This window comes from Pseudalkalibacillus decolorationis, assembly GCF_024609785.1.
Classification (GTDB): domain Bacteria; phylum Bacillota; class Bacilli; order Bacillales; family Fictibacillaceae; genus Pseudalkalibacillus; species Pseudalkalibacillus decolorationis.
This window is the reverse complement of record NZ_JANHJQ010000022.1, coordinates 1-13,571: the sequence shown is the minus strand read 5'-3', so window position 1 is coordinate 13,571 and position 13,571 is coordinate 1. Positions and strand designations below refer to the sequence as shown.

Annotated in this window: 11 protein-coding genes and 1 pseudogene; 4 read left to right on the top strand and 8 right to left on the bottom strand. The window is 39.4% G+C overall.

What is annotated here, in order from left to right:
* Positions 1 to 634: 634 nt before the first annotated feature.
* Positions 635 to 2,053: a Na+/H+ antiporter NhaC gene (gene nhaC, locus NON16_RS18410; protein ID WP_257350893.1), complete on the top strand. Its 1,419-nt coding sequence runs from the start codon at positions 635 to 637 to the stop codon at positions 2,051 to 2,053.
* A 188-nt stretch (positions 2,054 to 2,241) separates the two neighbouring features.
* Here the strand turns inward: nhaC and NON16_RS18405 are convergent, their stop codons facing one another.
* On the bottom strand, positions 2,242 to 3,996 hold the full coding sequence (locus NON16_RS18405) for a sigma-54 interaction domain-containing protein (RefSeq protein WP_257350892.1): 1,755 nt from the start codon (positions 3,994 to 3,996) through the stop codon (positions 2,242 to 2,244).
* 536 nt (positions 3,997 to 4,532) lie between these two features.
* Here NON16_RS18405 and NON16_RS18400 point away from each other — a divergent pair.
* Genes NON16_RS18400 through NON16_RS18390 form a run of 3 tightly spaced genes read left to right on the top strand, consistent with a single transcriptional unit; the run spans position 4,533 to position 7,697 of the window.
* Positions 4,533 to 5,711 (top strand): NAD(P)/FAD-dependent oxidoreductase, encoded by a 1,179-nt coding sequence (locus tag NON16_RS18400; RefSeq protein WP_257350891.1) that lies wholly within the window; start codon positions 4,533 to 4,535, stop codon positions 5,709 to 5,711.
* The gene (locus NON16_RS18395; RefSeq protein ID WP_257350890.1) at positions 5,708 to 6,730 is read left to right on the top strand and encodes a proline racemase family protein; all 1,023 of its coding nucleotides are present in this window, start codon (positions 5,708 to 5,710) and stop codon (positions 6,728 to 6,730) included. Before NON16_RS18400 ends, NON16_RS18395 begins: the two co-directional genes overlap by 4 nt.
* A gap of 16 nt (positions 6,731 to 6,746) precedes the next feature.
* On the top strand, positions 6,747 to 7,697 hold the full coding sequence (locus NON16_RS18390) for a proline racemase family protein (protein WP_257350889.1): 951 nt from the start codon (positions 6,747 to 6,749) through the stop codon (positions 7,695 to 7,697).
* Positions 7,698 to 7,814: 117 nt separating this feature from the next.
* Here NON16_RS18390 and NON16_RS18385 read toward each other — a convergent pair whose 3' ends face one another.
* The 7 genes and pseudogenes from NON16_RS18385 to NON16_RS18355 form a co-directional block, all read right to left on the bottom strand.
* Positions 7,815 to 8,621: a CBS domain-containing protein gene (locus NON16_RS18385; protein ID WP_257350888.1), complete on the bottom strand. Its 807-nt coding sequence runs from the start codon at positions 8,619 to 8,621 to the stop codon at positions 7,815 to 7,817.
* 46 nt (positions 8,622 to 8,667) lie between these two features.
* Positions 8,668 to 9,654, bottom strand: a pseudogene (locus NON16_RS18380) (bile acid:sodium symporter family protein).
* Positions 9,651 to 11,045, bottom strand: coding sequence for an FAD-binding oxidoreductase (locus NON16_RS18375; RefSeq protein ID WP_257350887.1), 1,395 nt, complete (start codon positions 11,043 to 11,045; stop codon positions 9,651 to 9,653). Before NON16_RS18375 ends, NON16_RS18380 begins: the two are co-directional and overlap by 4 nt.
* A gap of 257 nt (positions 11,046 to 11,302) precedes the next feature.
* Positions 11,303 to 11,434 (bottom strand): hypothetical protein, encoded by a 132-nt coding sequence (locus tag NON16_RS18370; protein ID WP_257350886.1) that lies wholly within the window; start codon positions 11,432 to 11,434, stop codon positions 11,303 to 11,305.
* A gap of 99 nt (positions 11,435 to 11,533) precedes the next feature.
* The gene (locus NON16_RS18365) at positions 11,534 to 12,532 is read right to left on the bottom strand and encodes an inorganic phosphate transporter (RefSeq protein ID WP_257350885.1); all 999 of its coding nucleotides are present in this window, start codon (positions 12,530 to 12,532) and stop codon (positions 11,534 to 11,536) included.
* Between the two features lie 15 nt (positions 12,533 to 12,547).
* A complete protein-coding gene (locus tag NON16_RS18360; RefSeq protein WP_257350884.1) occupies positions 12,548 to 13,162 on the bottom strand; it encodes a DUF47 domain-containing protein in 615 nt (204 codons plus the stop codon).
* A 174-nt stretch (positions 13,163 to 13,336) separates the two neighbouring features.
* A partial coding sequence (locus NON16_RS18355) for a transposase (RefSeq protein WP_372508842.1) occupies positions 13,337 to 13,571 on the bottom strand: 235 nt, incomplete at its 5' end.

The following is a 13,571-nucleotide window of genomic DNA, read 5'->3' as shown; positions in this document are numbered from 1 at the left end:
GTGCAAGAAATATGCCAATTTTAGAATCGTAGAAACAAAGTCTCTCTATTAAAACCTCTCAAATAGGAACCTCTATTTAGTTGTAAAATTCTTTTAACATGTAAAAGATTATGTGTCTAAAAAATAAGAATTCTTCACATTTAAAATTATAATCTTTTGAATTTAGTGAAAATATTTTTGGCATGTGTCTTGCAAGTATATAAAACCAACAGGAGGTGTGTAAAAGGATGTTCAAAAAGTATCCATATGATAAACGGCGAATTTCTGCGTTCTCGGCTTTTTCCGGACTTGCACAGGGACGTCAACACAAAAATAGAATTATTTTCGTGTCTGCGATGATTATTCAGCGTAGCTATCCTTATGCTGACTTCGACGTATTCACAGGACGTGAAGTACTTAGTCGAAGTTCCATATGTACCTGCGTCTACTAGTTCACCTTTGAAGTAAGCTTCCTCGGTACAACTCGTAGCTTTTATGCAAGTACCGCTCGTCGCTCCAGTCCTCAAAACTGTCGTGCCTTGAACTTCTTGTTTCTGATTCGTCTACTTTTTGAACACACACTATAGGTGTATTGTTTTGAAAGCGTTGTCTATTGGTATAGGATTAACAAAATAATAAAGGGGGAATTTTATTAATGACACAGGTGCAAAAACCAAAAATGGTTGAGGTTTATCTTGTTTTGATCATTTTTCTGGCTATTATGTCGTTATCCGTAGCCGTTTTCCATCTACCGATTCAATTGGCTTTGCTTGCATCATGGTTTTTGATTATCGGTTTGGGATTAAAATTAAAACATACCTATAAGGAACTTCAAGATTCTATATTAACGGGAATATATAATGGTCTGGAAGCGACCCTAGTTTTATTTACCGTTGGTGCTCTGATTGGTACCTGGATTGCGGGTGGTGTTGTCCCTTCGCTTATTTATTACGGTTTGCAAATTTTGCACCCCTCTATTTTCCTTTTGGCGGCTATGATCATTTGTTCAATAACCTCTTTAGCGACTGGAACATCGTTTGGAACAGTTGGTACAGCCGGCATTGCCATGATGGGTATAGGTGCAAGCTTTGGAATTCCATTACCATTAGTAGCCGGTGCCGTCATTTCTGGAGCCTATTTTGGGGACAAACTATCGCCATTATCGGACACTACGGTTATGACCGCTTCTCTTTCAAAAGTAGATGTCATTGAACACGTCAAAGGTATGCTGGTTGTCAGTATACCAACATATATCATTACAGCATTCCTTTTTACAATCGCAGGTTTTTTCTATGTTAATGGTCAAGCAGATTTATCCCAAGCTGAAAATGTGGCTACTGCCTTGGATGATACTTTTAACATTCATTGGTATACCTTGATCCCTGCTGTGATTGTTATTGCCTTATTAACGATGAAAAAACCGGCGATTCCCACCATTGCTTTTGGTGCTTTTTTGGGTATTGTATGGGCTGCTTTATTCCAGGATATGGTTGTGGTTGAAGCGATCCGAACAGCTTACACAGGCTTTAAAATTGACTCCGGCATTGAATTTTTGGACACTTTACTGAACGCCGGTGGTATCGAAGCGATGCTTGGTGTGATTGCTCTTATTATATTAGCCCTTGGTTTAGGGGGACTGCTTGATCGTGTAGGTGTACTAAGAGCCTTTAGTAATCTATTTAATAAATGGGCAAAAAATAGTAACGGCAGGCTTACAGTATCTACTGTCCTGGCATCATTTTTCGGCAACTTATTTGGCAGTGCTGCTTACGTGTCCCTGATCACAGGTACCAAAATAACTGAAGATATGTACGATGATAGAAACATTGACCGGCGCGTATTATCACGAAACACAGAAGGCGGTGGAACGGTCACTGCTCCAATGGTTCCTTGGTCTGATGCTGGAGTCTATATGTCAACTGTTCTAGGGGTATCCACTCTATCCTACTTGCCATTTATGTGGCTGAACTTTGTAGGCATTATCATCACCATTATTTATGGTTATATGGGTTGGTTCTTCTGGAAAACAGATGAAAAGAAAAGCAGTATCGAAAAACAATCTACATCGTTTTAAGAAGCAACATAACACGCTTTTTGTGTTTGTGGAAGAATCAAAGCGACCTCGAGCACCTGGGCGCTGAAGCTGGACATTACATCCATGCCGCAAACTTTTATACTTTCTTTACTCTTAAAAAAGACCGTCCACCGACCGGGATCTAACCCAGTATGGACGGTCTTTATGATTAACAAAGTCTTTGCAAACTAACCTTCTTGAATCCCTAACTTGTTCATTCTGTTATACAATGTAGCTCTAGAAACGCCAAGGCTTTTAGCCGCTTCCGCCTTATTTCCCCTTGCCTCTTCTATCGTCTGCAGGATGATTTCTTTTTCATGTACCTGTAATGACTCTTTCAATGTCATGTTAGAATGATTCGATCTTCCAGCAGGTGGGACAGAATAATTGATGGATGGTTGATCATCCACCTGTGGTTCAAAAGGAAGGTCCGATAAATCTAAATTTCCATCCATTGAAAAAACAACAAGGCGCTCAATCGTACTCCGAAGCTCACGGATATTTCCTGGCCAGCTGTAGTTCAGCAGTGCACTCATCATACTTTTCGGAATTTCATTAACTGGACGATTGTATTTTGAAGCATACTCATATAAGAACATATGACTTAGCTCAACAACGTCCTCGATGCGTTCTCGTAAAGGGGGAATATAAATGCTGATTATGTTCAAACGGTAATAAAGATCATCCCTGAACTTGCCTCCTCGTACCAATTGTTTTAAATCCTTATTCGTTGCAGCAATAATTCGACAATCAGTTTGTTGCAGTTTTGTACCGCCAACACGATAATACTTGTTTTCTTGCAACACTCTCAATAGTTTCACTTGCATATCAAATGGAAGTTCACCGATTTCATCGAGAAAAAGTGTCCCGCCTCTGGCCAAATCAATTTTTCCTTTCTTTCCTTGTGAATCCGCACCGGAAAAAGCGCCTTTCTCATAGCCGAATAACTCGCTTTCAAATAAGGATTGAGGAATGGCACCACAGTTCACCGCAATAAAGGGAGCCTCTGACTTTTCCCTGATATCATGCAGCGCTTTGGCGAAAAGCTCCTTTCCCACTCCAGACTCGCCAAGAATGAGCACCCTTGCTTGAGTTGAACCAACCTGTTTGATCTTATCAATCGTTTTTCGAATACGTTTACTTGAACCTTTGATTGTATAAAAAGGATCGTGATAAGGCGTCATCCTTGAGACTTCATCTCGGAGATGGCTAATCGTCTTATTGGCGTTACTTAACTCTTTGTTTAATTGAAGTTGTTTCGTGACATCCAATTCAGCGACAGCAACCCCTACAATCCTTTCCCCTATCTTAACTGGGCTTGTATTAATCAAAACAAAGAGGTCTTCACGTGGTTGGTGCTGTTTTCGATAAACCGGCTCTCCAGTAGTTAAAGCACTAAAACATTCAAGCATCTTCTCAGGGAAAAAGTCTGCCATTGGCTTACCGATAATGTCCTCCTTTTTAACTGAGAAAATCTTTTCAGCCCCGCTTGTCCAAACAACCGTGTTTTTATCTTCATCAATGGCCGAAATACTCCCTTCAGTTGTATTAAGGATGGCATCATAATAGGCTTCAAGGTAAATGTAAGACTCTAAAACATGTTCTAATAGGTGTTTTTCTTGTAAATAACCGACCGGCCTCCCTTCCTTAACTACAAGAGTTTGGCCTCCCCCACCGGCTTTTGATCGAATGTCCTGCCAATCATCTATAACATTAATAATCCATGCTTGTTCCCACGGCATGTCTTTTGCAGGAACATTATATTTATCCAGTGTCACATAAGTCTCAGATTGGATGCACCGCGCATTCTTATCGTCTTGTTTAACAAACAACCAATTTTCGTGCTCAGAATTCAATTGTGACTTTTTGAGATCGCTTTCATTTTCGCTGTATAAAAAGTCTTTCTTTATTAGTTCAGTAATCTTAGGCAGTTTATGTTTCAATAAATATCCTCCTCTAACCATACTAGGGATAATTAGCCCATGAAATTTACATAAACGCGAAGGAATCATTGCGCCTACCCTTATAAATTCTTATACACTTCAACCACATTAGTGTCAAATTTGTTAGAAACTCAATATCGGTTCCCTTGAGAGATTAATTCAATAACTGGCACGTTTCTTGCAACATAATAAAGAAAACTTGGCGATGCCAAGCCTTGGTGCAGGCTGAGCCTTAGCTGCACTTATACTATAGAAAGTATTTTTATACTTTCTTAACGTGTAAGAAAAGCGTAAGCGCCCTGTTCAGGTGCGATAAAGAAAACTTGGTAAACGCCAAGCTTTTTAGGTGATTACCTTAGTTGCACTTATGCTTTAGTGCAAGCGCTGGAGGTCTCTGGACGAGAACGCGTTTTCCAGCGTGATCCCAGAAATCGAAGCGACCTCGAGCACCTGGGCGCTGGAGCTAGACATTACATCTATGCAAAAAAGCTAGATGTTTTTCTTAACTTTTTAAGTAATCATAAGGAGGAAGAACGATGGCCTTAAAACATACAGAAATTGCTGTCATCGGCGGTGGAATTATCGGTTGTGCGGTTGCGTATTATACCGCAAAACTCGGTTATGATGTGACAATCATTGAAAAAAACGAACTTGCAAGCGGAACAAGCTCCCATTGCGATGGAAATATTTTAGCTATTGATAAAGACCCCGGGTTTGACAGCCAAATGTCACTTAAAAGCCAGGAACTTGTTTTAGCATTAACGGGAGAATTGCCAATGGCATTCGAATATCGAAAGCCTGGAAGTATCCTAGTTTGTGAAACAGAAGATGAAATGCAAGCAGCAGAACGATGGGTTAACTTGCAAAAAGAGGCCGGACTGCCTTTTCGAATGCTTGACCGTTCGGACTTAAGAGAAGAGTCCAAGTATCTTGCAGATGATTTACACGGCGGATTAGAGTGTGCCTCAGATTCAACCGTCAATCCATACCTACTCACTTATGCTTTGTATGAGGGGGCGAGACGATACGGGGCCGAACTTTTGAATCACACAACTGTAACAGGAATGCACTACGATAATGAGCAATACACGATTGAAACAGATCAGCATACGTTCACCGCTAAGTACGTTGTAAACTGCGGCGGCGTCTGGGCACCAAGGATTGGCAGAATGCTAGATCTGGATATCCCGATTCACCCAAGAAAAGGACACATTTTGGTTGCCTCCAGACAAGTGCCTGTTTCTCCTCGCAAAGTCATGGAGTTTGGCTACTTAATTTCAAAGTTCGGCGGTAAAAGACACGTTGATGAAGCAACTGAAAAATATGGGGTTGCACTCGTCTTCGAACCAACCCAAAGCCAGAATTTCTTACTCGGTTCAAGCCGTGAGTTCACAGGCTTTGATACAAGTGTAGACTGGGATGTCGTTAAATCCATTGCAAGACGATGCATGCGATTTTACCCAAAATTAAGCGACATGAGCCTGATTCGCATGTATGCGGGAATGAGACCATGGACGGAAGATCACCTCCCAATTGTTTCCAAGGTTGACGAATACCCAGGTTACTATATTGCCGCCGGACATGAAGGAGATGGGATCAGTCTTGCAGCAATTACGGGTAAAATCATTTCAGAAATGATTAATGAAGATCCAACATCTATTGAAACAGAGCCATTGCGTTATGAACGCTTCAATCAGAAAGGAGTCCGTGTATGAAATTTGATCAACTTGTAACTACCATTGATACACACACCGGTGGTAATCCGACCCGGACAATCCTAAGTGGAGCTCCGAACTTAAAGGGAAAAACAATGAGTGAACGCATGCTGTACATGAAAAAACACTGTGACTGGTTTCGACAAGCTTTAATGAACGAACCACGCGGTCATGATGTGATGTCCGGCGCCATCCTTCTAGAGCCGTGCCACCCTGATGCCGATGTCGGTGTCATTTATATTGAGACAGGCGGTTATTTACCAATGTGCGGTCACGATACGATCGGATTTTGCACAGCTCTAATTGAAGGCGGTATTATAGCGTACAATGAACCATTCACTGAACTAACCCTAGATACACCAGCAGGTCTTGTTACAGTAGACATTGAGATTGAAGATGGGAAAGTGAAATCCGTCTCGTTTAAAAATGTTCCATCTTTTTTTTACAAAAGTATCATCGTTGATGTCGATGGAATCGGTGCCGTCCCCTGCGATATTGCCTACGGCGGAAACTTTTATGGCATCATCTGTGCCGATGAACTTGCGCTACCCTTAAAGAGAAACAATTCGATACAAATCATTGAGACAGCGATAAAAATCCGGAAAACCATTAACCAACAATTCGAAATCATCCATCCAGAAAATCACTTCATCAAAGGACTGACACATATCGAGTTTTATACAAAACCAGAACATCCAGAAGCAGATATAAAAAATACCGTTGTTGTTCCTCCTGGGGGTATTGATCGTTCCCCCTGTGGTACCGGAACATCCGCTAAAATGGCAACACTTTTTTCCAAAGGAGAGCTAAAAAAGGACGAGTGGTTTGTTCATGAAAGCATTGTTGGCTCGATTTTCAAAGGGAAAGTCGTTGAAATCACTAAGGTGGGTGGACTTATCGCTACCATTAACTATATAGGCGGTTCAGCATCGGTCACCGGATTTCATCAATTTGTTTTAAATAAAAATGACCCACTATTAACCGGATTTCTTCTGATTCCAGAAATGGAAGAACATTAAAGGAAGGTGAACAGGATTGCTAACAAAAAATGTAGTCACAACAATTGATGCCCATGTTGCAGGGGAACCAATCAGACTCTTGAATGATAGTGGAGTCGCCCGAAGAAAAGAAACTATGGAAGAGTACCAAAAGGCGTTTAATGAACAACAGCAGAAACAGATTTTGAAACGAATTATGGAAGAACCTCGCGGCCACCTGGACATGCGAACTTGTATCGTTACACCACCGGTTAGTTTAAAGGGTGATGCAGGCGTTCTATTTAAAGATACAACCGGTTACGTCCCTTTATTGGAACATGGATTGATCGGCGTTGCTACTATACTTTATGAAACTGGCAACTTTCAAAAGGAACAAATACATTTTGATTGCTTGGACGGGCAGTACGTACTGAAGGTTTGCTTTGACGAAGCAAATGAAGAGGTAAATCAATTCGAATTGGAACAACAAGTACGTATTCTCCATAAACACTTGCAGATCGAGACTTTGAAAATAGATGTGATTGGTACCAGGCAACGTATTTCTGCACTATGTAATGTAGAGGATATTGATTTGGATATAACAATAGCCGATCTAAATGCATTAAAGGAAAAAGCCCATCAATTGTTCCTAGACGTATCACAACGTGACAACATAGAGGAACAAATCAGTCATTTACTATTTTACAATAAAGACGAGAATGGGCACTATAAGTATCTAACAATCGATCGAAACAATCATATCGATCGTTCTCCATATACTGGAGCTTGGGCCTTTGCCGCATTCTTGTATGAGAATACACATGCTGAAACGGTCCAGTTAACGAACTTCTTGGACCACTCAATCACTGCAAAAATAAGGGAGCTAACAACAGAAAATAATCATTCGGTTTTTAACGTTTCAGTTGAAGGAAAAGGGTATATCACAGGATTTCATCGATTTGTGGTGGACCGTGACGATCCGTTAAAAGATGGATTTTTATTGAAATAGTAATTGAAAAAACAACCAATTAACACGGTATATTAAAGAATTTAATAGTAGTAAAATAGGCTATCGAGGGTTACTCGATAGCCTATTGCTTAATTTATTGAGTCTACAATTTTTCATTTAATAAATTTGTTCACACGTTGCCAATAATTCTTCTGTTTCTTTTACTAAAGAAATAATTTCATCCCAAGAATGTCGTGTATTAAGCACTTGAGCATGTGCGAGGTTATTTCTTAACCCTTCTAATTTCTTAAAATAATCTTTCCCCTTGGTCTTTGAAGTAAAATTAAAGTAATGTCTTAATTCAATGTCATTTAGGATAATATCTCTTTTATCACATAGTTGTAAACAGTCACTTAGCTCAATGGCTTCATTTCTCGCTTTTCTTTCATTATATAATTCCTTTGCTTTTTCGATTCTTTGATAACCTAAATTCTCTTTCCAAGCATCTTTCGACAAATAGTAATTAATAACTCTTAGAAGGTGCATCTCTAAAAGAGTAATTAATCCAAATAACAACATTCTAATCGGTGGTTTTTGTAGATCTGCAAGAGTAACTAATTTGGTTACTCTATTTCCTTCTAAGACAAATATCCTTTCCGTCTTTTTAAACAAAAATAGTATTTGAATTAGCGGGGTTGACTCCGAAACAATCTCTCTGGGGCTTAAATTCTTAAAGTACTCCTTACACATTCCCTCTCTTAAGTCCTCTTTCTTTACATAACCTATTACAATACCGTTCTCTTCAATCCCCATTACATCAAAATCTTTCAATTCCATTTGTTTCTTAATTATTTTCGCATCGTCATCAGGATGACATATGTCTAATTTCTCCGATATATGGTTTACATTAATAGTTTGCTCATATAATGATCGAAGTTCTTGATAAGGGCTCAATTTTCTTTTTTCGGTTAATGATAGACTCACTAAATAACAACCTCCCTCACTTTATCAAGAAACATCATTATTAATATTAATTACCGGTTTTTTGAAAACGTGGTTCGACATGAGTGGTTGCATCATCTTCTTCAAGTCCTACTGGCTTTTTAGACCAGAATGTTGCTAGAATCGGTCCAGAGATATTATGCCAGACTGCCGCAATTACATTAGGCAATGCAGCGAGCGGACCAAAATGAGCTGTTGCTAATGCGACGCCAAGTCCAGAGTTTTGCATCCCGACTTCAATCGAGATCGCACGGCGTTTACTTTCATCTAACCTCATCAATAAAGCTGCCATATATCCAAGAAATAGCCCAAATAGATTATGAAGCATTACCGCTGAAAAGACCAGTAAACCAGAGGTAGCAATGCTCTCAACATTAGCTGACACTACCGCAGATACAATGATAATAATCGCTACAACAGAAATCAAAGGAATAGCCGTGGCACTTTTCTCGACAGTCGAGGGAAAAAACCTCTTAATAATGATACCAAGTGTAATCGGTACAATGATGACTTGAACAATCGAAAGAAACATTGCAACCGGATTTACTGGTAACCATTGACCAGCTAACCCTAATAAGATTAGTGGTGTCAATATTGGCGAAAGCATTGTAGACAGTGATGTCATTGCAACTGAGAGAGCGAGATTCCCTTTGGCTAAGTAAACCATCACATTAGATGCGGTCCCCCCAGGCACTGAGCCAAGCAACACTAATCCAGCTGCCAATTCGTTCGGTAAATTAAATACATATGCAAGTAATAGTGCTCCGAGTGGCATGATTAGAAATTGAGCTGCTACGCCAATAATGACTGGAATCGGTTTACGGACGACCAATTTAAAATCAATTGGTTTCAATGTTAGACCCATTCCAAACATGACGACACCCAACAGAATCGTGATATAGCTGCCCAATCATACAAAAGGATCCGGTATGAGATAAGCTACTACCGCAACACCAATTACCCAAATTGCAAAATATTTCCCTGCTATACTGCTGATTGCTTCTAATATTTTCATAGGATCCTCCTTTTCTTATGCACTAGTTTATGGGGATTCAAAATCTCTTTTGGATCAAGGGCTAACTTGATTTTTTCCATTACCTGTAACGCATGGCCGTGTTCTCGTTGTTGATATTTCATTTTCCCAACCCCTACTCCATGTTCGCCTGTACAGGTTCCACCTCGTTGTAGAGCGTATTCTACAATATACTCATTGAATTGGTCAGCTCTCTCCATCTCTTCTGGATCACTCGTATCGATCATTAATAATACGTGGTAGTTTCCATCTCCGACATGTCCGAGTATTCCTCCATCCAGACCTAATTCATCTACCTTTTTTCTCGCATGTTCAATGGCACCTGCCAGTTCTGAAATAGGTACACAAACATCTGTGACCATTTGTTTCTTACCAGGACTTCCATGAATGAAGGCATACGCAAGATTATGTCTTGCATCCCATAACTTATTTCGTGCTGCATTATCCTCTTCAAAATGAATTTCTTTGCAGCCGTGATCCGATACGATTTCTTTTGTGAACTCGACATCATGATTAAGACCCGCTTCATTTCCATGGAACTCTAAGAATAACGTAGGCTTTACTTTATAATTGGTTTCATTGTATTGGTTTACTTGTTCAATCGAAGCTTCATCTACTAGCTCAACCCTTGCAATCGGTACCCCTGCTTGTAAAATCGATACAACCGCTTCTACCGCATCATCAATAGTTTGAAAAGAAGCTCTCGCAGCAACAACATGCTCAGGAACCCCATATACTCTCAACGTCAATTCAGTGATGCAACCTAACGTTCCCTCCGAACCAACATAAAGACTATTTAAGTTGTAACCCGACGACGATTTTTGTGCTAAGTTCCCTGTATGAATGATCTCTCCATCCGCAAGTACCACTTCTAAATCACGAACTTGATCTCGCATAACCCCGTATTTCACCGAAGTAGTACCACTTGCATTTGTTGCAGCCATTCCACCGAGTGTCGCATCTGCTCCTGGATCGACAGAGAAAAAGAGTCCATATTTTTTGAGTTCTTTATTCAATTGTGAACGCGTAACACCAGGTTGAACTTTGACAAGGAAATCCTTCTCCCTCACCTCAAGCACCTTATTCATAAGAGAGAAATCAATTGTAATGCCACGGTCATAAGGAATCACATGCCCTTCCAAGCTAGTCCCTAATCCAAACGGAATGATCGGAGTATTATGCGCATCTGCTAGTTTGACAATGGCACTTACTTCCTCAGCACTATCTGGAAAAACAACGATATCAGGTGAACTTGCCTTATGGTACGATTCATCTTTGCTGTGCTGCTTGAGTTGCGTTTCATTCATGGTTACTTGATCATCTTTTAAAAATTTCTTAAGTTCATTGAATAGATTGTTGACCGGCGTGTTCATATGTATCTCTCCCTTAGTTGACTAGTGAATGGATTATTTCTGAGAAAATGGATTGTTTCGAATTATACACAACAATCAGAAAATTTCAAGTGAATTATTCGAATACGAGCCTTATGCCAGTTTAGTATTTGATTTGAAACTATCTATGCAACCAAATTTCATATGCCCTATCTTAACAGAAAAACACCGATAGTCGGTGTTTTTTGTTGGTTATGAAATGAGAAAGGAGCTATCTACCTACGATAACAAAGTGAAAATTAATCTTCGCCCTCTTCCTCATTCCTTTTTGTAATTGCTTTCGGTTTTTTTGAAACTGCTACTAATGAACAAATAAACATTATTCCTAATATCCCAGTCATAGTCCATCCGAAAACCTCAATGAAGGTCATATATCAATAACCTCCTGTAATTTTCTGTTCTATTCTGTAGATCGGACCATTTCTTGTAACATATGAAAAAGAGTCGGATTTGATAACCGACTCTTTTCGTTAAAAGAAAGTATTTAGTATAAAGTAAAATATTGCAGCTAAAGTAGCAGAGATAGGTAATGTAATGACCCAAGTAATCAACATTCTTTGTGCAGTACCCCACTTAACACCTTTTAACCGGTGTGATGCTCCTACCCCAAGAATTGATGAAGAAATAACATGTGTTGTACTGACCGGTAAGTGAATATAAGTGGCTCCGAATATAATTGCGGCTCCTGTAAGGTCAGCAGCTACTCCATTTACTGGTCGGATTTTCATGATCTTTCCACCGACTGTTTTTATTATTTTCCATCCTCCGACTGAAGTACCTAACCCCATCGCAATAGCACAGGAAACTTGAACCCATAATTGAATGTCAGCAGATGTTTGATAATTATTAACAATCAATGCCATAGTAATGATCCCCATCGCTTTTTGAGCATCATTTGTACCATGTGAGAAAGACTGTAAAGCAGCTGTTGCAATCTGTATCGTTCGGAAATTCTTGTTCGTTTTTGAAAGATTATTGTTTTTAAATACTACTTTAAAAACACCGTAAACTAGAAATCCAACGACAAAAGCTAAAATTGGTGAAATAATAAGTGCCTTGAGTATGTTTAAGAACCCATTGTAATCTAATGATTCAAAACCTGCACCAGCAATGGCAGCACCGGCAATTGAACCGATGAGCGCGTGCGAGGAACTACTTGGAATCCCGAAATACCAAGTTAGCAAGTTCCAGGTGATGGCTGCTAGTAAGGCAGCAAGAATTACGACTGAGCCATTTTCAAGTTTAAAGGGATCAACAATGTCTTTAGTGATTGTCTTGGCTACTCCTGTAAAGGCCAAAGCCCCCACGAAGTTCATAGTGGCAGCTAGAATGATGGCATGTCTTGGTTTCAATGCCTTAGTGGAAACAGAAGTCGCAATTGAATTAGCTGTGTCATGAAACCCATTAATAAAGTCGAACGCCAGGGCACCAACTACAATTAAAATTGTTAAAATTAGTACTATATCCATTTAGTTTATTGCTCCTTAAGCGTTCTTCATAATAATTGTTTCAAATGTGTTTGCTACATTCTGACAAGAGTCAGCGATATCCTCAAGCTCTTCATAAATTTCTTTATATTGAATAATACGGATCGGATCTTTTTCAACCTGAAATAAATGCTTAATAGATTGACGGTGAACATCGTCACATTTCGACTCGTAATCTTTAATCAAAATTGCATGGTCTCTCAATTTAAGTAATTTCTTTGTTGATAGCAACTCTACTGCCTTTTCGATTTCACTAGTACAATTGCGTATAGCATCAACAAACTTAAGCATGTATTCGTCAGCATCAGTGATCGAATACATTTCAAATAGTGCTGCTGTATGTTCTAAACCATCTAGCACATCGTCCATACTCATCGCTAGAGATAAAATATCCTCACGTTCAATTGGAGTAATGAAAGCGTTATTCAGATCCTTAATGACATCGTGGACCAGTGTATCCCCCTTTGTTTCATAATCCTTCATTTTCTCAGAAAAAATTTTTAGATCGCTGGTATTAGTTAGCTTATAATCAGCGAAAAAGGTAGCACTTTCTTTTAAATTTGAAGAAATATTACTCAACTGAATTGCGAACTGATCCTTTTTTTTGAACATATCCATACCTCCACTATTCCTACATGAAATAAATCCAAGTTAAATACTTAATAATAATAGCGTAAATTGTCGAAACCGCATAGAGTTTAAAATGAAAATTTACGTGAATTGCAATATTAAATGCAACACCCTATAAGGCCATAGGGAGAACCTCCGTTGTGTAGCTTTGGTGGCCTAGGCCACCAAAGCTACACAACTTTCGAAAAATTCATCCGGTGTCTGGTAGTCTAAAATTTTCCGCGGTAATTCATTCATCCATGTTTCTACTTCTTGTAGTGTCTCATCTGAGTAGGAGTGAATCGGTTGTCCTTTCTTTATAAACCTGCGAATGATTCCATTGTGGCGCTCATTCGTGCCACGTTCATACGAAGCATAAGGGTGTGAAAAGTAAATAGAAATCCCCTTTTTC

Excerpts from the sequence above, each read along its gene's own strand:
- nhaC (WP_257350893.1), top strand. The coding sequence starts at position 635 with ATGACACAGGTGCAAAAACCAAAAATGGTTGAGGTTTATCTTGTTTTG.
- NON16_RS18375 (WP_257350887.1), bottom strand. The coding sequence starts at position 11,045 with ATGAACACGCCGGTCAACAATCTATTCAATGAACTTAAGAAATTTTTA.
- NON16_RS18360 (WP_257350884.1), bottom strand. The coding sequence starts at position 13,162 with ATGTTCAAAAAAAAGGATCAGTTCGCAATTCAGTTGAGTAATATTTCT.
- NON16_RS18370 (WP_257350886.1), bottom strand. The coding sequence starts at position 11,434 with ATGACCTTCATTGAGGTTTTCGGATGGACTATGACTGGGATATTAGGA.
- NON16_RS18395 (WP_257350890.1), top strand. The coding sequence starts at position 5,708 with ATGAAATTTGATCAACTTGTAACTACCATTGATACACACACCGGTGGT.
- NON16_RS18400 (WP_257350891.1), top strand. The coding sequence starts at position 4,533 with ATGGCCTTAAAACATACAGAAATTGCTGTCATCGGCGGTGGAATTATC.
- NON16_RS18365 (WP_257350885.1), bottom strand. The coding sequence starts at position 12,532 with ATGGATATAGTACTAATTTTAACAATTTTAATTGTAGTTGGTGCCCTG.